Genomic DNA, 18,756 nt, shown 5'->3' on the forward strand with positions numbered 1-18,756 from the left:
CAGAGGGGCTAAGGCAGCTTCCAGTCCACGGGAGCGGCGCCCTGCTGCTCCAGGAGCTGGTTGGCGCGGCTGAACGGGCGGGAGCCGAAGAAGCCGCGGTCGGCGGACATTGGGCTCGGGTGCGCCGACTCGATGCACGGGACGCCGCCGAGCAGCGGCTTGAGGTTGCGCGCGTCGCGGCCCCACAGGATGGCGACAAGCGGGCGGCCGCGGGCCGCGAGGGCGCGGATGGCCTGCTCGGTGACCTCTTCCCAGCCCTTGCTGCGATGCGAGCCCGGCTTGCCCGGCATGACGGTCAGCGACCGGTTGAGCAGGCAGACGCCCTGCTCCGTCCACGGGGTGAGGTCGCCGTTCGACGGCTCGGGGTGGCCCAGGTCGCTGCCGTACTCGCGGAAGATGTTGATCAGGCTGCCGGGCAGCGGGCGGACGTCCGGCGCGACGGAGAAGCTGAGCCCGACCGGGTGCCCGGGAGTCGGGTAGGGGTCTTGGCCCATGATGAGGACGCGGACGTCGTCGAACGGCTGGGTGAAGGCGCGCAGGATGTTGTTCCCTGCGGGGAGGTAGCGGCGTCCGGCGGCGACCTCGGCGCGGAGCCAGTCTCCGGCGGCGGCGATCGTCCCGGCGACCGGCTCCAGCGCGGTCGCCCACCCGGCTTCGACGATCTCCGTGAGTGGTCGTGCCGTCATGGGGCACAACCCTAGTGCGATGATCATGCGGCCGCCCCGCGAACGCCTTTTCGGGCGGCTGTGTGAATCGCGTGAAACGTCCTGTTAAGTCCGGGTTACTTCCTGCCGGACCGCGTTGACCTGCGGTCTTCGGCGGCATCTCCTTAGAGGGCAGGACAGGCGCAGAACGAGCGGACGGACGAGAGAGCATGAGCCAGCTGACCACCGTGGACGCCACCTTCCTCAACGCGGAGACCGGCACCACCCAGGCCCACATCGCCGGGCTGGGCATCCTCGACGCGGCCGCGTGCCCGGGGGGCCGGCTCACGGTGCCGCTGGTCGCCGAGCTCGTGCGGGGCCGCGCCCATCTGGCGGCCAGGCCGCTGCGGCAGCGGCTCGTCCAGGTGCCGTTCGGCCTCGACCACCCCTACTGGGAGGACGACCCGGACTTCGACCCCGTCCGGCACATCTTCGAGATCGGCCTCCCGGCGCCCGGCACCGACCGGCAGCTCGCCGACGTCGTCGCGATGCTGCACGAGCAGCCCCTCGACCGGTCCCGCCCGCTCTGGGAGATGTTCCTCATCCAGGGCCTCGCGGGCGGGCTGACCGCCGTCTACGTGAAGGTGCACCACGCCGCCGTCGACGGCGTCATGGCCGCCGAGACGCTCGCCGCATTGCTGGACCTGTCGCCCGAGCCCCGCGAGCTGCCCGCCGACGAGTCCGAGCCCGCCCGCGCGCCCGGCACCGCCGAGATGGTCGGCAGCGGGCTGCTGAGGACCGCGCTGCATCCCGTCCGGACGGCGGTCTCCGTCGCGCGCACCGCCCCGTACCTGGACGAGATCCCCGGGGTCTCGTCCATCCCGGGCGTCGGGCTGATGTCGTCGGTCATGCAGGGCGCGCTGCGCCGCCCCGAGGTGCCGCGGGCGCCGCGGCTGAGCGCGCCGCCGACCCCGTTCAACCAGCCGATCGGACGCCGCCGCGCCGTCGCCTGCGGCGAGCTGCCGCTGGACACGGTCAAGGAGATCAGGAAGGGGCTCGGCGGCAGCGTCAACGACGTGGTCATGGCGCTGTGCGCGACGGCGCTGCGGCAGTGGCTCGACAAGCGCGGCGACCTGCCGGACCGCCCGCTCGTCGCGGCCGTCCCGGTGTCGCTGCGGCGCGGCCGGGCGCGGAGCGGCGCCGGGCGCACCGACTCCGGAAACCAGATCTCGATGATGGCGACGCCGCTGGCCACCGACATCCCGGACCCGGCCGAGCGGTACCTCGCCGTCCGGCGCGCGATGGATACCGCCAAGCGGCGGTTCACCGGGTCGTCCGGCAGCTGGGTACAGGATCTCAGCGGCCTGGTGCCCGCGCCCATCGCGGGCGCCGCCACCCGCCTCGCCCTCCAGGCCGCGCCGACGATGTCGCTGCGCCCCATCAACCTGATCATCTCGAACGTGCCGGGACCGCAGTTCCCGCTGTACCTGTGCGGGGCGCGGGTGCTCGCCTACTACCCGATCTCGGTGATCACCGACGTGACCGGCGGGCTCAACATCACCGTCTTCTCCTACGACGGCAGGGTGAACGTCGGCATCGTCGCCTGCCGCGAGCTCGTCCCGGACCCGTCCGAGATCGTGGACCACCTGGTGGACGCGCTGGACGAGCTGAGGGACCTCAGCCGGGAGTGATCCCGAGCGCCGCCCGGTGCCGCCGCGCCAGCTCCAGTGCCGCGGCCCCGGCCGGTTGCATCGGCTGCGGGACCGTACGGTCGAACGGCCGCGTCGACACCTCGCCCTCGTCGTTGACCGCGACCAGCCCGCCGAAGATCCGATCGAACGCCTCGTCGTCGATGACGACCGCCGTGAGCAGGTCGAGCGCGAACGTGAGCGGATCTACGCCGAGCCCGAGGAAATGCGCGCGCATCCGCCCTTCCTCACGGGCGGACGTCAAGGCCCGATGGAACGGCCATTCATGTTGGACGAAGCCTTCGCCGTAGTCCTCGTCCATTCCGAGCAGTTCTTCCGCGTATTCGCGGACCATGCACGCCCAGAGGTCCGGCCGCTCGTCGTTCAACGGCTGGAAGACCCCGACCGGCATCACCTGGTGGAGCCCGCCCGCGTGCGCCACCTTGCCCGGGTCTCGCCAATGCAGGACGTACGAGCCGGACGTGGTGACGGTCGCCGTCGTGATCGCGGGGAGGACGGTTCGCCGGGCCAGGTCGCAGGGATCGCCGATTCGGGTGCGCAGGGGGAGACCGTCCACCTCGGCCGCCAATTCGTGGGCGGCCGACTCGCCCACGTTCACGCCGTCGAAATACCGGGCCGGGCCGAGGCGGAGCACTGGGGGCCGGGCGTCGAGGAGGCGGTAGCTCGGCCGGTCCTCGAAAATCTTCGGCGGAGCGAGGGCGGCCATTGCCTCGGCGTACGTGCGATAGCCGTCCGGCAGCCCCTCGGACGGGTCGGCCACGGCTGGCGGGGCGCCGTGCACCTCCCATTCCAGCCGGACGTCTTCCAGCGGTATGGGAGCGTCCGGGATCCATTCCTCACGGCACAGCAATGACGTCCCGGCGACACGCGGAACGTCCGGATACAGCGCGCTCGCCGCCTCGCCGAGCGGCCCGCGCGAGGCGTTGAGCCTGGCCCGCTCGTCCCGCCATCGCCGCTCGCCGGGTCCCATGGCAGCCACCCTAGAGGGCCTCGCATTTGACAAACCGCGTTGCCGTTCCTGCAATGAACGCATGGAGACGACCGAAGACGTCCTCGCCGGTGTCGGGCCCAGGCTCCGGCGGCTGCGGCAGGAACGGAGCGTCACGCTGACCGCGCTCGCCGAGGTCACCGGGATCTCGGTGAGCACGCTGTCGCGGCTGGAGTCCGGCAAGCGGCGGCCGAGCCTGGAACTCCTCCTCCCGCTGGCGCAGGCCCACCACGTCCCGCTGGACGAGCTGGTCGGCGCCCCGGAGGTCGCCGACCCGCGGATCAGGCCCCGCCCCCAGCGCATGCGCGACATGACCGTGCTGCCGCTGACGCGGCGTCCCGGCGGGGTCCAGGCGTTCAAGATGATCGTCCCGGAGCGCCGCTGGACACCCGACCCGCAGACCCACGAGGGCTACGACTGGCTGTACGTCCTGAGCGGGCGGCTCCGCCTCGTCCTCGGCGACCGGGAGCTGATCCTGGAGGCGGGCGAGGCCGCGGAATTCGACACCCGGCTGCCGCACTGGTTCAGCGGCCACGGCGGCACGGTCGAGCTGCTCAGCCTTTTCGGGCCGCAGGGCGAGCGCATGCACCTGCGCGCCAGACCCAAGCAGTCCTAACGCAGTTCCAAGGTGCAGCACTTGGGCCCGCCGCCCGCCTTTCGCAGTTCCGACAGGTCGACCGGGACGGGGTCATATCCGCGGCCCCGCAGCGTCTCGATCAGCTCGACGGCTTCGGCGTTGACGACGACGTTGCGGCCGTCGCAAACGGCGTTGAGGCCGAGCACCGCCGCGTCCCGCTCGCCCGCCAGGATCGCGTCCGGGAACAGCCTTTCCAGCACCGCGCGGCTGCCGGGCGAGAACGCTCCGGGGAAGTACGCCACGTTGCCGCCGCCGAGCGAGAACAGCGCCGTGTCCAGGTGGTAGAAGCGCGGGTCGACGAGCCGGAGTGTCACCACGGGCCGTCCGAGGAACTCCTGCGCCTCCTGGTGCGCGGCGATTTCCGTCCGGAATCCGGTCCCCGCCAGGATCACGTGATCGAGCGTGAGGAAATCGCCTTCGCCCTCGTTGGTGTGCTCCGCGTCCAGCACTTCCGAGTACCCGTTCTTCCGCAGCCACCGGGAATACGCGGGCCCCTCGGCATGCCGTTCCGGATGTGTGAATCGCGCGCCGTAGACACGTCCGCCGACGACCAGGGCGCCGTTCGCCGCGAACACCATGTCGGGCAGCCCCTCGATCGGCTCGATGAGGCTCACCTCATGCCCGAGGGTCAGATACGCCGCCCGCAGCGCCTCCCATTGCGCGACCGCCTTCGCGGCGCTGGCGCCCGCCGCCGGGTCCATCCACGGATTGATCGCATAGGTGACGGCGAAGTGCTCGGGACGGCACATCAGATACCGCCGCCGCCGCGCCGTCCGCTCAGCACCGACACCGGGCGCCATCGCCGGCAGAACGCTCATGCACATCTCCAGGGGCTAGGTTCGACCGATCGAAAGCCTAGAAACCCAGCGCCCGCGATCCAATGCGTCAACCTTGCTCCGACCTGGCGTTTCGTTGCGTCTCTGGTCCTCTGGCGGCCTATTTGTTGTGTGCTCTGGACTGAGACCTGCTCCTGGACAAGACGCGCCTGAAGAGCGGCACCCCGACCAGTGGCTCACGCACCTCCAGGACCTGCGTCCACCACACGGTCTTGCCGCCGCCCGGTCCGGGGTGCCAACCCCAGCGGTCCGCACAGCCCGCGACCACGACCATGCCGCGCTGTCCCTCGTCGGTGTCGAGCGCCGCCACGAGCCGCGGGCAGCCCGGCTCCGGGTCGGTCACGTCCACCCGGAGCCGCCCCTCCGTCACGCACACCCGGACCCAGACCACTCCCGCCCGAAGCTCGGCCCGCACGTGCCGGATGGCGTTCGTGACGACCTCCGACGTCAGCAGCACCGCGACGTCGATGTCCCCCTCCGTGACGCCCCACGCGGTCAGCGTCTCCCGCACCGCCCGCCGAGCGGCACCCGCCGTCCGCTCCTCCAATCCCCACTCGAACGTCCGCGCTCCCCGTGCCGCGCGAGTGATGCCGCCCCGCCGCGCGAGGGTGCCCATACGGTCCTCCATGATTTCGACCTCTCGTCTTCTCGGACGCGGACGCGAGTTCCGCTTTAACTCAGTGAAACCGTCCGCACACGGACCGAGAAAGGCGACAATGGAGTCGTTGGACCCCAGTCCCCGCTTCCCCCGGTCGAAGGGCGCCGATCCCAATGACTGATCAGCCACGCCCCCAGTGGGCCGAACGCATCGAGGCCGAACGCCTAGCTCGTGGTTGGGGCCCGTTCAAAGCGGCCCGCCGTCTCTATGCCGCGGTTGGCATAGACGATCCCGATATGAGCCAGGTCAAGAACCTCTCCCGCCAGATCAACCGCCACGAGAAAGGCATGGTGTTCCCCGCCGACTGGGGCTCCGCCTACGCCACCGTGTTCGGAATGGAGGAGAAGGACCTCTTTGGGGAGGAATCGTCCGATCACCCGGCGGGTACCGTAGAGCCGAGCCCTATTTCCGACGATGGGGACGAGGACGTGAAGCGACGTGCCGCACTGCAACTGATCGCCGCCCTCGGTGCTGGGACGGCGATTCCCCCTGGAGTCCTGGAAGAGATACTCTCCGGCATCGACCGCGCCACCGGCCAGAACGTTGACGTGGACGAATGGGAGCAGACCGTCCACGAGTACGGCCAGCAGATCGTGGTCCGGCCGACCGGGGCGCTGGTCGGGGACCTGACGGCCGACATCATCGCCGTGGGCCGACTGCTCGAACAGCCGCGTGCCGCCTATGAGCTTGCCCGGTTGTGGCGAGTCAGCGCAGGTCTCTCCGGTCTCTTGGCGATCGAACTCGGCGACGCGGGCGAGGAGCGTTCCGCCAGGGTCTCCTGGGGCACTGCTCGCCGGGCCGCCGACGCATCGGGTGACCGCGACCTCCAGGTGTGGACGCGCGGTCGAGCGGCACAGGACGCATTCTGGGCCGGACGCCCTTCGGAGGTCGTGACCGCTCTGACCGGTGAGGCCATCGCCATCGCCAAGGGGACGCCGTCCGCCGGATTGGCCCGGGCACATGCCGCCCGCGCGTATATGGCAGCAGACCGAGGAGATGGGCGTGAGGCTCTCATCTCACTGAACAAGGTCGAGGAAACGGTTGATGGACTACCACAACATGGTGAGACCCAGACCGTCCTGGCATACCGTGAGAGCCAGTTTCGCTGGGCAGAGTCTTACGTGCTGACGCGCATCAGGAACTCCAAAGCTCTAGCTGCGCTCGACCAGGCCATCGGCGTCTACCCATCAAGCTCAGTCGTGCCGCTTAAGGGGCTGTCCCTGATGCGAGCTGCGGCTCTCGTGCGGGCTCGTGAGATCGACGCTGGTCTGCAGCAAGCATTGACGACCCTTCAAGAACGGCCTGATTTCGTGGGGAAGGGCACTGATTCTCTCGTGAAACGCGTGCTCGTAGCTCTTCCTAAGCGGGCTCGGGCGCTGCCGGCGGCGCGGGAGTTGCGCGAACTCGCGGCCGCCACCTGATCGGCAGGTCGATAAAGAATGGCCGAGTTGACCACGCAGCAGGCGGCGGACCTGCTAAACGTGTCCCATTCGTTCTTGACCGGGTTGCTGGACGCGCAACGAATTCCCTATCGGATGGTGGGGAAGGAACAGCGCGTCACGGCTGAGGCGGTCATGGAGTACAAGCGCCGCGACGACGCGAAACGACGAGCCGCCGCTAGGGAGCTTGCTGAGCTTGGTCAGGAACTCGGAGCCTGAGCGGCGGGCAGCGTGTACGACAGGTCGGTGGCGGTGACGTGGTGAATCCGCTGATGGCCGTTGTCGATGCTCATGCGGAAATATTCGGGGCCGGGCCGGTCGGCCTGGTCCCACGAGTCCAAGGTGTCCTCAACGGCGTCCCAAAGCCGCAGCGGCCCGGCCTGCCGGACGTGCCGCTCTCCTTCATCCGAGGCGAGCACGGCGGCGGAGCCCGTGGTGACGTCGATGAGGCACGTGGTGTCGGCGGACGTCACGAGTTGCGCGTTGGGGACGGCAAGCTGGGCGAGGAACCGTCCGAAGAAACCTTCCTCCGTGGCCGCCTCTAGACGTTCCGGCCCATGCCGGACGGCACGTGCATCCGCGTTGCGAGCGAGAGAAGCCCAGTGCGCCGGGTTGCCGGGTTCCGGCCTTTCCTGGACGCGCGCGCTCATGAACGAGATCGTGCCAGGCAACAGCGGCCCCTCAGCAGTGCCGTCCTCCTGGACGGTCAGGAGCACGCGCGCATACCCGTACAGCCACCCGGACAAAGTGGTGAGAATCTTCCCGCCCGGTCGTGACTGGGCAAGCCAGGCATGCGGGACGGTACGCACCGAGCATGCCGCGACGATCCGGTCGTACGGTGCGCACGGCCAGTACCCGTAGAGCCCATCCGCCACGGCGAGGTCTGGGACGTAGCCGCACGCATAGAGAGCCTCGGCGGCCTGGCTGAGTCGGTGCCCGTCAACCTCCACGGACGAGACGTTCCCGCTGCCGCCGAGCCTTTCGCAGGCGAGAGCGGTCGAATAGCCGGTCCCGGTCCCGATCTCCAGGACGTCATGGCCGTCTTCAAGTTCCGCGTCCACCCACATCCGCACGACAAGGGAAGGCAGCGTCGAGGACGAGGTCGGAGCGCCACCGATCCGTGGCACGGGATGATCCCAGTCGGGCTCATCGCCATCGAATTGGGTGATCAGCGTCGTGTCGGCCTGGATGGCCTTCAGCCAACGTTCCCGGTCGAGGGCCTCGGTCACCGGTTCCCAGATGGTCAACCCGTCCTCGGACCGCTTCCCGGAGTCGGCGTAGAAGCCCGGAACGAACCGTTGCCGAGGCACGGCGTCCACCGCGCGACGCCACACCGGGTCGTCCACAACGATTGCCATGACGTCATCCTGCCTGGAGAAGTGCGGCGAAGGCATCCGCGATGGCACCGGAGTCCGGCAAGAAGCCCCACTGCCCGTTCGGATTGCATTCGATGAAGTTCAGTTGCCCCGTGACACGGTCGACGGCGAAGTCGAAGCACCCGAACGCCAGGCCGAATCGGTCGAGGTAGGCGACGAGCCGAGCGGCGAGGTGCTCGGGCAGGTCGATCGAGGTGTACTTCAACTGGTCCCAATCGCCGGAGCGCCAGTCCAGGAGTGGGTTGGGTGCTTCGATGCGCGAGGCGAACGCATCGCGGCCGACCACGGTGATCCGCACGTCGGCGGTCTTCTCGACCTCCGCCTGGAACATGTGCGCGGTGACCGACAGCGTCTCGTCCAGGTCGGCGGCCTTGACGCGCTGCGTCCAGATCACTCCCGTCACACCGTCCGAGGGCGGCACACCCCGGAATGACTTGTAGATGACGCCGCCGTGCTCGTCGGCGAACCGGCGGGCAGCGGCCACATCGTTCGTGATCAGGGTCGCCGGGACGGTGAAGCCCAGTTCGGCGGCGGCCCGGAGCTGGGACGGCTTGTACTCGGCGCGTGCGTTCGCCAGAGGGGCGTTCACATGGAGCACGGGCAAGTCGTTGAGAACGCCCGTCAGCCCGTGCCGGGCTTCGGCTGCCGCGAAGTCGCGAGTGCGTCGCTCCAGGTGGTCGAACCGCCATGGTCCCGGTCGCCGGTGGTACACGGAACGCACGCGTCCCAGGTCGAGGTCACGGGTCCGGGTGTGCGCCCGGCCGCACCACGTGGGCTCAACGTCCCCGATGCGGGCCGCGAAGGTGAGCCCGTCCCCGATGTCGGCCGGATCGAGGCGGACCACAGGAACACCGCGCCGGTTCAACTCCGTGATGACCAGGTCCGCGGTCACGTCCTCGAGACTGGTGACGACCAGCACCGGTTCGTCCGCCATTGGGGTTAGTCGGACTCGTAGTCGGTGGTGGAGTCGTCGACGGTCTGGACCTGGGGCTTGTTCCCGTCCCCGCCGCCGGACTTGCTGGCCGTGCTGGTCTGCCGGTTCGTCCCGTGCTTGCCCATCTCGATCACCTGACCCTGCTGGTCCAGGTAGCGGCCGGTCTGCGTGGCCGCGTCCAGCGCCACCTGGGCGTAGCAGGGTGGAGCCGCGGGCAGGCGGGCGGTCATCCGCGTCCACCCCCACGGGATCGGATTCCGAGCGTTGTTGATCATTGGCGCTCCCTGTTGCCGGCGAGTTCCTGCTAACTCAGTGAAGCCGAGCGTTCACGCGGCCGGCCGGGGACAAGGGGGACATGGGGAGGACATGCCTTAGTCGAGAAGAGCGGCCAGTTGGAGGCGCAGGGCCAGGCGGGTCTCGGCGGACGCGAGGTCCAGCGGTGTTACCTCGGTCATTCGCTTCAGGCGGTGGCGGAGGGTGTTGGGGTGGACGTCCAGGGCGTGTGCCGTGCCCTTTGTGTCGCCGTAGTGGTCTAGCCAGGCGGCGAGTGTTGGCAGGAAAGCCGTTCCGTGGTTCTCGTCGTGGGACTGGAGGGCAGGGAGGGGGCCGCCTAGGCGGGACGTGTCGGTGGCCCTTCGGGCGCGTTCGACTGTGACCGCGTCCCAGGTGTCGTCCAGGAGGTGGAGGCCGGGGGAGAGGCGGCCGGACGCCGTCAGGGCGGCCAGTTCGGCGGCCTCGGAGCGGGAGCGGGGGAGGTCGGCGGGGGTGTGCGCGAGGCCGCCCGCGGTGGCGTAGAGGGCGGGGTCGTGGGAGCGGACGCGGGTCAGGACGTGCTCCAGCCACGGCATCGTCCCGGCGTCGCGGCCGGGGCCGGCCGGGACGGTGAGGACGGCGTAGAGCGTGTCGTCCAGGTCGGTGAGGAGGGGGCGGTGCCAGCCGAAGCGGTGGGTGATCGCCTCCCACAGGTCGAGGCGGCGGCGCAGGTCGCCGGTGTCGCCGCCGAGGGCCACCACGCGCCACGGCGGACGCGCGGGGACGGGCGCCGTGGTCCCGTCGCGCAGCGCCGCGCGGAGCTGGTCGGCCGACGCGCGCCGCGCCACCCCGGTCTCGGCGCGGAGGCGCAGCAGGTGCAGGGCAACGACGGACGCCAGGTCGGTGAGGCGTTCGACGCGGTCAGGGGGGATCGGAGTCTTGGCCACGATCCAGATCGAGCCGAGCCATTCGCCCCCGGCCCGGACCGGGATCACGAGGCGCGGCAGCATCCCGTCCGGGCCCGCCGGGACCAGGACGGGGTTGCTTGAGCGGGCCAGCTTGCGGAACACGCCGCAGGCCCGGAGGTGGGCGATGACCTGCGGCGGGACGCGGCGGCCCACGATCGTGGAGACGCGGGCCGGGTCGGTGCTGTCCTGGAGACCGGAGTAGGCGAGGACGCGGGAGCGCGCGTCCTCCAGCGTGACGGGCGCGTCCGCGATCTCGGCGGCGGCGTCGGCGAGGGCGGACAGGTCGTCGCCGGACTCGCCCGGAGGGGCGTGGGCGTGGTCGATGGCGGCGCGGACCAGCCAGATCACGTGCGTCCAGGACGTCTCAGGCTGGAGTTCGATGAGCGCCGGGCGCAGCCGCCGGGCGGCGGCGACGACCTCGGGGGCGAGCGGGGCCTTCAGGACGACCCCGGACGCGTCCGCCGCGTCGGCGCGTCCGAGCAGTGCCAGGGCGTCGGGAGCGGTCGTCACCCCGGCGCCCAGGACGATCTCGCCCGGCCGTCCGGCGGCCTCGTCCGGCACGGCCAGGACGACGTCGTGCACCTGCGCGTCGCGTCCCGCCGCCACCAGCCGGAACAGGCCGGGGCCGAGCGAGTCGACGAAGTCCGTCACCTTGATCATTGTGCGTTTCACACTATGCGACCCGTTCGTGTTGGCCGAAATCAACAGGGGCGCCGGGGCGGTTCGGAGTCACCATCGGAGTGGCATCGTTGAAGAGGAGGGGTGGTCATGGCTTCCAGCGCCGGTCCGCGCCGTGTCGCCGTCGTCGGCGCCGGCATGGTCGGGCTGTCCACGGCGTGGTTCCTGCAGGAGCGAGGCGCCGACGTCACCGTGTTCGACCGGAAGGACGTCGCGGCCGGAGCGTCCTGGGGGAACGCGGGATGGCTGACGCCCGGCCTGGCGACCCCGCTGCCGGAGCCCGCCGTCCTGTCGTACGGGGTGCGCGCGGTGCTCAGCCCGTCGTCGCCCGTGTACGTCCCGCCGAGCGCCAGCCTGCGGCTGCTCAGGTTCCTCGCGGGGTTCGCGCGGAACAGCACCGCGGCCCGCTGGCGGCGGTCGATGGAGTCGCTGGTGCCGATCAACGGGCGGGCGCTGCCGAGCTTCGACGCGCTGGCCGACGGCGGCGTCAAGGCCGAGACCAGCGACGCCGGGTCCTTCCTCGCCGCCTACCGGACGGCCGAGGAGCGCCGCTTCCTCCTGGACGAGGTCGAGCACATCCGCGCCGCCGGCCAGGACCTGGAGTTCGACGTCCTCACCGGGGATGAGGCGCGGTGGCTGGAGCCCACGCTGTCGGACGAGATCGGCGCGGCGATCCTGCTGCGCGGGCAGCGCTTCATCAACCCCGGGCGGTTCGTCCACGCGCTGGCCGACGCCGTCATCGACCGCGGCGGCAAGATCCAGACGGGCGCCGCCGTCACCGACGTCCGCGACGTGCGGAGCGGCGTCGTCGTGCACACCGCGGGGAGCGGCCCCGAGCACTTCGACACGGCGGTGATCGCGAGCGGCGTGTGGCTCGGCGGTCTGGCCCGCAGGTTCGGCGTCCGCGCCCTCGTGCAGGCCGGCCGCGGCTACAGCTTCAGCGTGCCGATGGACCGCGTCCCGGACGGCCCGCTCTACTTCCCCGCCCAGAAGGTGGCCTGCACGCCGCTCGGCGACCGGCTCCGCGTCGCCGGGATGATGGAGTTCCGCGACCCCGAGGCCCCGCTCGACCAGCGCCGGATCAGGGCGATCGTCGAGGCCGCCCGCCCGCTGCTGCGCGGCGCCCACCTGGACGCCCGCCAGGACGAGTGGGTCGGGTCGCGCCCGTGCACCCGGGACGGCCTGCCGCTGATCGGCGCCACCCGCTCGCCGAACGTCTACGTCGGGGGCGGGCACGGCATGTGGGGCATCACCCTCGGCCCCGCCACCGGAAGCCTCCTCGCGGAGGAGATCACCACCGGCCGCCGTCCCGCCGAACTGGCCCCGTTCAACCCGCTCCGCTGAGCCGTCTGACACCGCACACCCCGATGACCTGGGGGTTCTGGACGGTTATGACTGATTCGTCCGGACGGGGCCGTCGGCACGCTACGGTCACCTGGTGATCGCGTAGACACCTCTATGCGGGAGGACGTCATGACCAGCGAGGTGCGGACGCCCCTTGGGAAACCGGGCGTCCCGCTGACCCGGGCGCAGAAGTTCCTGGCCGGGGTCGGCGGGCTGTTCTTCGCCGGGCTCGCCGGCCTGGGCGGGTACGGGTCGTTCGCCTCGGTGCGGGACGTGGCCGAGCCGTGGTTCGGCGACCAGGCGTGGATCGTCCCCGCCGGGGTCGACCTCGGCATCCTCGCGCTGGTGTCGGTGGCGCTGCTGCTGGAGTGGCTGGCCATGCCGATGCCGGCGCTGCGCTGGATGGCGATGGCGTTCACCGGCGCGACCGTCTGGCTGAACGTGTCGGCCGCGCACGGCGACGCGACGGGCATGGTGATGCACGCCTCGATGCCGGTGCTGTTCGTGACGTTCATCGAGGCCGTCCGGCACGCGATCCGGCGGCGCGCCGGGATCGCCGCCGGGACCGTCCGCGAGGGCATCCCGGCCACGCGGTGGCTGCTGGCGCCGCTCTCCACGTTCCGGCTGTGGCGCCGCATGGTGCTGTGGCAGATCACGTCCTACCCGCAGGCGCTGGTGGCCGAGCAGCGCCGCCGCCACGCCCTGGCCCTGCTGGACGCCCACTACGGCCGCAAGTGGAAGTCCAGGGCCCCCGCCGACATCACCTGGATGCTGCGCGACGGCGTCATGCTCGACCAGGCCCTCGCCCGCGTCACCGAGCTGACGGCGCCCGAGCCGCCGGCGCTGGAGCCGGAGCCGCCGAAGCAGGCTCCGCCGAAGAAGGCGCCGCGACGGCAGCCCGCGCGTCGGCAGGTTCCGCAGCAGCGCGTCCCGCGCAGCGTCGCGACCGACAACGAGGCCCGCGCGCTCGCGATCATCGACGCCGAACCCGACATCACCGGCGCCGAACTGGGCCGGCGCCTGGACATCAGCGCACGTCAGGGGCAGCGGCTGCTGAGCCGGCTGGCCCGTCCGGCCCCGTCCTCCTCGGCCGGTCGCGCGTCCTGACGGTCACGTTTCCTTCCCCCGCTTCGTCAATGCGGAGACGGAAGGAGAAACACGTGGCTAAGCACGACATGACACTGATGTACGCCATGCACAACGCTCTCAGGCGGGAACTGGAGCACCTGGCGAAGCTCGCCGCCCGGGAGGACGACGACCCGCGCCGCCTCCTGGCGGCCGCGCCCGGCTGGGAGCTGTTCAAGAAGGCGCTGCACGCCCACCACACCGCCGAGGACGAGGCGCTGTGGCCGGTGATGCGCGAGGCCCTGGCCGGACGCCCCGGCGACCTCGCCCTCCTCGACGCGATGGAGGCCGAGCACGCCCGCATCGACCCGGTCATAGAGGCGATCGACGGGGGTTCGGAGCCGCTCGCCGAACTGGTCGGCGCCCTCGCCACCGGCCTCACCGGCCACCTGAAGCACGAGGAGGACGAGGCGCTGCCCCTGATGGACGAGGCCGTGACGCCCGAGCAGCTCGCGCTGTTCGGGCAGGCCCACGCCGCCGGGATCGGCCCCGACGCGCCGCGCGTCCTCCCGTGGCTGGTGGACGGCGCCGACGCCGGAACCGTCGCGGCGACGCTCGCCCCGCTCCCGGAGCCCGCCCGCGCCGCGTTCGAGAACGAGTGGCGTCCCGCCTACACGGCCCTCAACCGGTGGAACACCCCGTGACCCGCTGACCGCCCCGAGGCCGGGGGGCGGTGGCGTAGCGGCCGGGGCGCCGGACGCGTCCGGCGCCCCGGAAGGGCCGCTCAGAGGTTGATCATGTGACCGGCGAGGCCGTGCACGGCCTCCTTCATCGCCTCGCCCAGCGACGGGTGCGCGTGCACGTTCCGGGACACCTCGTGGACGGTCAGGTCCCACTGCTGCGCCAGCGTCAGCTCCGGCAGCAGCTCGGTGACCTCCGGGCCGATCATGTGCGCGCCGAGGATCTCGCCGTACTTCGCGTCGCTGATCACCTTGACGAACCCGTCGCCCTCGCCGAGGCCGAGCGCCTTGCCGTTCGCGCTGAACGGGAACTTCGCGGTCTTGACGTCGAAGCCCTTCTCCTTCGCCTGCGCCTCCGTCCAGCCGAACGAGGCGACCTGCGGCTGGCAGTACGTGGCGCGGGGGATCATCACGTAGTCGAGTTCCATCGTCTCGGCGTTCCCGATGGTCTCCGCCGCGACGATGCCCATCGCCTCCGCCGCGTGCGCGAGCATCAGCTTGGCGGTCACGTCGCCGATGGCGTAGATGTGCGGGACGGACGTGCGGCAGCGCCCGTCCACGTCGATCGCGCCGCGCTCGGTCAGCGCGACGCCGGTCTTCTCCAGCCCGTAGCCCTCCACGTTCGGCTGGAACCCGATCGCCTGCAGCACCTTGTCGGCCTCCAGGACCTGCTGCGCGCCGTCCTTGCCGGTGACCGTGACCTTCACCTTGCCGCCGGAATCGTCGACGGCGTCCACGCGGGTGGAGGTCAGCACGTCCACGCCGAGCTTGCGGTACCGCTTCGCCAGCTCCCTGGACACGTCGGCGTCCTCGTTCGGGACCATCCGGTCGAGGAACTCGACGATCGTCACCTTCACGCCGTAGTTGTGCAGCACGTACGCGAACTCGACGCCGATCGCGCCCGCGCCCGCGATGACGATGCTCTCCGGCAGGTCCGAGCTGAGGATCTGCTCCTCGTAGGTGACGACGCGCTCGGACAGCGACGTCCCGGGCAGCAGCTTCGTGTGCGCCCCGGCAGCGATGATGCAGTTGGCGAACGTCACCGTCTCGGTGGAGCCGTCCGTCCTGATGACCTGGAGCGTGTTCGGGTCGGTGAACGCGCCGCGCCCGTCATAGGACGTGATCTTGTTCTTCTTCATCAGGAACTGGACGCCCTTGACGAGCTTGTCCGACACCTGCCGGCTGCGCTCGTAGGCGACGCCGTAGTCGAACGAGACCCGTCCCTCGACGTTGATCCCGAAGGTCTTCTGCTCCTGGGTGAAGATGTGCGCCAGCTCGGCGTTGCGCAGCAGCGCCTTCGAGGGGATGCAGCCGACGTTGAGGCAGACGCCGCCCCAGTACTTCTCCTCGATGATCGCCGTCTTCAGCCCGAGCTGCGCCGACCGGATCGCGGAGACATATCCGCCCGGGCCCGCGCCCAGGACCACGACGTCAAAGTGTTCGCTCATATCCATGGACGATATTCGCCGCGCGCCGGTGCTCGCATCCCGGCCCGGACGTGACCCCGGTCGCGGGACACACCGGCCCGGACGTGACCCGTCGCGCGGCGCCGGTCGACGGAGCAGCCGTCACACCCTGTTAGTGTTTTGATCGGCCCCCCGCCGGTGCGAGAACCGCGGGAGGCGAGACGGCGCCCGAGCGGCGCCGGTCCAGCACACCGTCCCGGCCGCGGAGCCCGGCGGTGCCCCGCCAAGCAGGAACACCGCGCCACGGCCCGGTCGTTGTCCACGTTTCAGGCCGAGTGGAGGAGAAGACGAGTGCGAATTCCCAAGCGCGTCAACACCGTCCTCGACTGGATCGAGGAGCACTACCTCGCGCTTGGAGCAGTCGTCGCGCTGATCGCGGTCGCGCTGGTGGCGACGCTCGCGCCGCGGTCCGTCGGCATCCCCGTCTCCGCCTTCATCCTGGGCCTCGCCGCCGGCGGGTTCGCCGTGCACGTCCGGGCGAGCCGCCGCGTCGCCCGCGTCCGCGCGGACGTCGACAACCTGCTGCGCGAGAACGGCGCGCTGCGGCACCGCAACACCGTCCTCGCCAGCGGCGTCATCACCCGGGAGGCGCAGGAGACGCAGGCGCTGATGTCCATCCCCGAGGACGACCTGCCGCTCGCCGACGAGGACGTCCTCGACCCCGACGCGACGCAGGCCACCGTCACCCTCGACGAACTCATGGACGGCGACCCGCAGAGCACCGACGAACTCCCCGACGAACTCGTCAAGGAAGGTCAGGCCGAGGAGAAGGCGGAGGAGGCCGAGGAGAAGGCGGAGGACGACGATCCGCAGCGCACCACCGTCCTCCCCGTGATCCCGGACGACCTCGCCGACCAGAAGAGCGCGAGGTCCCGGAGGGCGTGACCGGACGGTTCCCCTGAGTCATCGGGGAGCCTCCCGCGGCGTTAGCTTTGCGGATCTTGGGGCAGATCAACGCCCGTGGAACCGCCGAACGACGAGCCCGGCCCGAGGGATGCGACCACCTCGAAGGACGCGGCGGCCTCGACGGACGAGGCCGACGTCGCCGCCGTCCACAAGGCCGTCATCGCCTCCGCGATCGGGAACTGCGTGGAATGGTTCGACTTCGGCGTGTTCAGCGCCGGGGTGATGACGGCGATCATCGGCACGGTGTTCTTCCCCGAGGACGCGGGCGGCAGCGCGTCGCTGCGCTCGTTCGCGCTGATCGCGGCGGCGTTCCTGGCCCGCCCGTTCGGCGGGATGTTCTTCGGCCCGATGGGCGACAAGCTGGGCCGCAAGCGGGTGCTGGCCACCACGATCATGCTGATGTCGGGCTCCACGTTCATGATCGGGATCCTGCCCGGCTACGGCACGATCGGCGTCGCCGCGCCGCTGCTGCTGCTCCTCGTCCGGCTGGTCCAGGGCTTCTCGACGGGCGGCGAGTACGGCGGCGCCGCCACGATGATCGCCGAGTACGCGCCGACGCGCCGCCGCGGGTTCTTCGGCAGCTTCCTGGAGATGGGCACGCTGACCGGCTACATCCTCGGCGCGGGCCTCGTCCTGCTCATGGACCTGGCGCTCACCACCGAGGCGATGCACGGCTGGGGCTGGCGGATCCCGTTCCTGCTCTCGCTGCCGCTCGGCCTCGTCGGCCTCTACGTCCGGACGCGCATCGAGGACACCCCGACGTTCCAGCGGATGGAGGAGGCGGGCAAGAAGGCCCAGTCGCCGCTGAAGGAGACGCTGGAGCACTACTGGCGCGTCATCCTGATGCTGATCGGCATCGTGTTCCTGCTGAACGTCGCCGACTACACGCTGCTGACGTTCATGCCGTCGTACCTCGTCGACTTCCTGGAGATGAACGACACCACGGCGCAGCTGATCACCATCGGCGTGGAGGCGGTGATGATCATGGTGATCGTGCCGCTGGGCGCGCTGTCGGACCGGATCGGCCGCAAGCCGCTGCTGATCACCGCGGCGGTCGGCTACATCGTGCTGTCGTGGCCCGCGTTCGCGCTCATGCAGACCGAGAACGCGATCGGCGTCGCGCTCGGGTACGCGATCGTCGGGGGCCTGCTGGTGCTGATCCTGGCGGTGATCGCGGCGACGTTCCCGGCGATGTTCCCGACCAAGGTCAGGTACGGGGCGTTCGCGATCGGCTACAACATCTCGACGTCGCTGTTCGGCGGGACGGCCGCGGTCCTGGTCGGGTCGCTGATCGACGCGACGGGCTCCAACTACGTCCCGGCCTACTACCTGATGCTCGCCGGGCTGGTCGCGCTCGTGCCGATCATGAAGATCCCGGAGACGGCAGGGGTCCCGATCGAGCAGGCCGGGGAGCTGAAAGCCCCGGAACCCGCGGGCTCCGGGGCAGGCTCCCGCGCTTAGCCCGCGGGACCGACGGCTAGGCCGCGGGGCCGGCCTCGGCTTCGGCGGGACCGGCGTCGCGGGTGAAGTGCCGGCGAGCCCAGCCCGCCAGCGAAGCCGCGACGACCAGTGCGGCGCCGGTCTCGATCGCCAGTGCTGTCCAAACCACGGTCACTGGGAGCCTCCCCTCCGAACTCGCCGGGCCCTTCCGAACCGGGCCCGATGCTCAGTACGCGTAACACCAGTACGCATAACACCAGGATGAGGTCGATTTTTCCTTGCCCGATCCGTCGGGACGGGTGATTCGCCTCACCCGCCGCCAGGTCGATCGGCGGCGTCGAGGTGCTGTTCGAGGGCGTCCAGGCGGGCGGACCACGCGCGGCGGTACGGCGTCAGCCAGGCGTCCACTTCGGCCAGCGGTTCCAGGCGCACCTCGTACACGCGGCGCTGCGCGTCCTGCCGGGCCCGGACGAGCCCGGCGTCGCGCAGGACCCGCAGATGCTTGGACGTCCCCGGCTGCGTCAGCCCGAGCCGCTCGACGAGCTCGCCGACCGGCCGGGGACGCTCCAGCAGCAGGTCGAGGATGCGGCGGCGGGTGGGCTCGGCGAGCGCGGCGAACGCGGACGACATGGCCCCATCATAACCGTCCGCTCATATGAATTACATGGCATATTCG

General features: G+C 70.7%; 20 protein-coding genes. 9 read left to right on the top strand and 11 right to left on the bottom strand.

Annotated elements, in window-relative coordinates:
- Positions 1-8: 8 nt before the first annotated feature.
- Positions 9-686, bottom strand: coding sequence for a uracil-DNA glycosylase (locus ACH35V_RS07715; RefSeq protein ID WP_395970907.1), 678 nt, complete (start codon positions 684-686; stop codon positions 9-11).
- 188 nt (positions 687-874) lie between these two features.
- On the opposite strand from ACH35V_RS07715, the gene ACH35V_RS07720 reads away from it, so the two are divergent.
- Entirely contained in the window at positions 875-2,335 is a 1,461-nt protein-coding gene (locus ACH35V_RS07720; RefSeq protein ID WP_395970908.1) for a wax ester/triacylglycerol synthase family O-acyltransferase, read from the top strand.
- Here ACH35V_RS07720 and ACH35V_RS07725 read toward each other — a convergent pair.
- Positions 2,322-3,323, bottom strand: a complete 1,002-nt coding sequence (locus ACH35V_RS07725) for a hypothetical protein (protein ID WP_395970909.1) — start codon at positions 3,321-3,323, stop codon at positions 2,322-2,324. The genes ACH35V_RS07720 and ACH35V_RS07725 overlap by 14 nt on opposite strands.
- Positions 3,324-3,384: 61 nt before the next feature.
- Between ACH35V_RS07725 and ACH35V_RS07730 the strand changes: the two genes are divergently transcribed.
- A complete protein-coding gene (locus tag ACH35V_RS07730) occupies positions 3,385-3,957 on the top strand; it encodes a helix-turn-helix domain-containing protein (RefSeq protein ID WP_395970910.1) in 573 nt (190 codons plus the stop codon).
- Here the strand turns inward: ACH35V_RS07730 and ddaH are convergent.
- Together ddaH and ACH35V_RS07740 are read right to left on the bottom strand one after the other, a co-directional pair.
- Entirely contained in the window at positions 3,954-4,778 is an 825-nt protein-coding gene (gene ddaH, locus ACH35V_RS07735; protein WP_395971148.1) for a dimethylargininase, read from the bottom strand. The two genes, ACH35V_RS07730 and ddaH, sit on opposite strands and share 4 nt — an antisense overlap.
- Positions 4,779-4,914: 136 nt before the next feature.
- Positions 4,915-5,442, bottom strand: a complete 528-nt coding sequence (locus ACH35V_RS07740; RefSeq protein WP_395970911.1) for an ATP-binding protein — start codon at positions 5,440-5,442, stop codon at positions 4,915-4,917.
- A 266-nt stretch (positions 5,443-5,708) separates the two neighbouring features.
- On the opposite strand from ACH35V_RS07740, the gene ACH35V_RS07745 reads away from it, so the two are divergent.
- Both ACH35V_RS07745 and ACH35V_RS07750 read left to right on the top strand, forming a co-directional pair.
- Complete coding sequence (locus tag ACH35V_RS07745) at positions 5,709-6,893, top strand: XRE family transcriptional regulator (protein ID WP_395970912.1); 1,185 nt, start codon at positions 5,709-5,711, stop codon at positions 6,891-6,893.
- A gap of 18 nt (positions 6,894-6,911) precedes the next feature.
- Positions 6,912-7,130 (top strand): excisionase family DNA-binding protein, encoded by a 219-nt coding sequence (locus tag ACH35V_RS07750; RefSeq protein ID WP_395970913.1) that lies wholly within the window; start codon positions 6,912-6,914, stop codon positions 7,128-7,130.
- Here ACH35V_RS07750 and tgmC read toward each other — a convergent pair.
- The 4 genes from tgmC to ACH35V_RS07770 all read right to left on the bottom strand — a co-directional run bounded on the left by tgmC (position 7,112) and on the right by ACH35V_RS07770 (position 11,092).
- Entirely contained in the window at positions 7,112-8,305 is a 1,194-nt protein-coding gene (tgmC, locus tag ACH35V_RS07755) for an ATP-grasp peptide maturase system methyltransferase (RefSeq protein ID WP_395970914.1), read from the bottom strand. The genes ACH35V_RS07750 and tgmC overlap by 19 nt on opposite strands.
- A complete protein-coding gene (gene tgmB, locus ACH35V_RS07760) occupies positions 8,274-9,221 on the bottom strand; it encodes an ATP-grasp ribosomal peptide maturase (protein ID WP_395970915.1) in 948 nt (315 codons plus the stop codon). The genes tgmC and tgmB overlap by 32 nt, the downstream gene beginning before the upstream one ends.
- A gap of 5 nt (positions 9,222-9,226) precedes the next feature.
- Positions 9,227-9,496, bottom strand: coding sequence for a putative ATP-grasp-modified RiPP (locus tag ACH35V_RS07765; RefSeq protein ID WP_395970916.1), 270 nt, complete (start codon positions 9,494-9,496; stop codon positions 9,227-9,229).
- Positions 9,497-9,592: 96 nt separating this feature from the next.
- Entirely contained in the window at positions 9,593-11,092 is a 1,500-nt protein-coding gene (locus ACH35V_RS07770) for a helix-turn-helix domain-containing protein (protein WP_395970917.1), read from the bottom strand.
- A gap of 117 nt (positions 11,093-11,209) precedes the next feature.
- Here ACH35V_RS07770 and ACH35V_RS07775 point away from each other — a divergent pair, with 117 nt between their 5' ends.
- The 3 genes from ACH35V_RS07775 (at position 11,210) to ACH35V_RS07785 (ending at position 14,232) form a co-directional block, all read left to right on the top strand.
- Positions 11,210-12,463 carry an NAD(P)/FAD-dependent oxidoreductase gene (locus ACH35V_RS07775; protein WP_395970918.1) on the top strand — a complete coding sequence of 418 codons (1,254 nt, stop codon included), beginning with the start codon at positions 11,210-11,212 and terminating at the stop codon, positions 12,461-12,463.
- A 129-nt stretch (positions 12,464-12,592) separates the two neighbouring features.
- Positions 12,593-13,570 (top strand): DUF2637 domain-containing protein, encoded by a 978-nt coding sequence (locus ACH35V_RS07780; RefSeq protein WP_395970919.1) that lies wholly within the window; start codon positions 12,593-12,595, stop codon positions 13,568-13,570.
- Positions 13,571-13,623: 53 nt separating this feature from the next.
- Entirely contained in the window at positions 13,624-14,232 is a 609-nt protein-coding gene (locus tag ACH35V_RS07785) for a hemerythrin domain-containing protein (RefSeq protein WP_395970920.1), read from the top strand.
- 80 nt (positions 14,233-14,312) lie between these two features.
- On the opposite strand, the gene lpdA is transcribed toward ACH35V_RS07785, so the two are convergent.
- A complete protein-coding gene (lpdA, locus tag ACH35V_RS07790) occupies positions 14,313-15,716 on the bottom strand; it encodes a dihydrolipoyl dehydrogenase (protein ID WP_395970921.1) in 1,404 nt (467 codons plus the stop codon).
- Between the two features lie 309 nt (positions 15,717-16,025).
- On the opposite strand from lpdA, the gene ACH35V_RS07795 reads away from it, so the two are divergent.
- Entirely contained in the window at positions 16,026-16,619 is a 594-nt protein-coding gene (locus ACH35V_RS07795) for a hypothetical protein (RefSeq protein ID WP_395970922.1), read from the top strand.
- A 75-nt stretch (positions 16,620-16,694) separates the two neighbouring features.
- Positions 16,695-18,101: an MFS transporter gene (locus ACH35V_RS07800; RefSeq protein ID WP_395970923.1), complete on the top strand. Its 1,407-nt coding sequence runs from the start codon at positions 16,695-16,697 to the stop codon at positions 18,099-18,101.
- A gap of 16 nt (positions 18,102-18,117) precedes the next feature.
- Here ACH35V_RS07800 and ACH35V_RS07805 read toward each other — a convergent pair whose 3' ends face one another.
- Both ACH35V_RS07805 and ACH35V_RS07810 read right to left on the bottom strand, forming a co-directional pair.
- Positions 18,118-18,255: a hypothetical protein gene (locus ACH35V_RS07805; protein ID WP_395970924.1), complete on the bottom strand. Its 138-nt coding sequence runs from the start codon at positions 18,253-18,255 to the stop codon at positions 18,118-18,120.
- A 134-nt stretch (positions 18,256-18,389) separates the two neighbouring features.
- A complete protein-coding gene (locus ACH35V_RS07810) occupies positions 18,390-18,710 on the bottom strand; it encodes an ArsR/SmtB family transcription factor (RefSeq protein WP_395970925.1) in 321 nt (106 codons plus the stop codon).
- Positions 18,711-18,756 lie beyond the last annotated feature (46 nt).

Origin of the sequence: Actinomadura sp. 1N219 (assembly GCF_044326405.1) — a bacterium.
Taxonomy (GTDB): Bacteria; Actinomycetota; Actinomycetes; order Streptosporangiales; family Streptosporangiaceae; genus Spirillospora.

Coding starts and splice junctions, on each gene's coding strand:
- ACH35V_RS07765 (WP_395970916.1), bottom strand. CDS start 9,496: ATGATCAACAACGCTCGGAATCCGATCCCGTGGGGGTGGACGCGGATG.
- ACH35V_RS07740 (WP_395970911.1), bottom strand. CDS start 5,442: ATGGAGGACCGTATGGGCACCCTCGCGCGGCGGGGCGGCATCACTCGC.
- ACH35V_RS07720 (WP_395970908.1), top strand. CDS start 875: ATGAGCCAGCTGACCACCGTGGACGCCACCTTCCTCAACGCGGAGACC.
- tgmC (WP_395970914.1), bottom strand. CDS start 8,305: ATGCCTTCGCCGCACTTCTCCAGGCAGGATGACGTCATGGCAATCGTT.
- ACH35V_RS07750 (WP_395970913.1), top strand. CDS start 6,912: ATGGCCGAGTTGACCACGCAGCAGGCGGCGGACCTGCTAAACGTGTCC.
- lpdA (WP_395970921.1), bottom strand. CDS start 15,716: ATGAGCGAACACTTTGACGTCGTGGTCCTGGGCGCGGGCCCGGGCGGA.
- ACH35V_RS07780 (WP_395970919.1), top strand. CDS start 12,593: ATGACCAGCGAGGTGCGGACGCCCCTTGGGAAACCGGGCGTCCCGCTG.
- ACH35V_RS07730 (WP_395970910.1), top strand. CDS start 3,385: ATGGAGACGACCGAAGACGTCCTCGCCGGTGTCGGGCCCAGGCTCCGG.
- tgmB (WP_395970915.1), bottom strand. CDS start 9,221: ATGGCGGACGAACCGGTGCTGGTCGTCACCAGTCTCGAGGACGTGACC.
- ACH35V_RS07775 (WP_395970918.1), top strand. CDS start 11,210: ATGGCTTCCAGCGCCGGTCCGCGCCGTGTCGCCGTCGTCGGCGCCGGC.
- ddaH (WP_395971148.1), bottom strand. CDS start 4,778: ATGGCGCCCGGTGTCGGTGCTGAGCGGACGGCGCGGCGGCGGCGGTAT.
- ACH35V_RS07715 (WP_395970907.1), bottom strand. CDS start 686: ATGACGGCACGACCACTCACGGAGATCGTCGAAGCCGGGTGGGCGACC.
- ACH35V_RS07725 (WP_395970909.1), bottom strand. CDS start 3,323: ATGGGACCCGGCGAGCGGCGATGGCGGGACGAGCGGGCCAGGCTCAAC.
- ACH35V_RS07810 (WP_395970925.1), bottom strand. CDS start 18,710: ATGTCGTCCGCGTTCGCCGCGCTCGCCGAGCCCACCCGCCGCCGCATC.
- ACH35V_RS07745 (WP_395970912.1), top strand. CDS start 5,709: ATGAGCCAGGTCAAGAACCTCTCCCGCCAGATCAACCGCCACGAGAAA.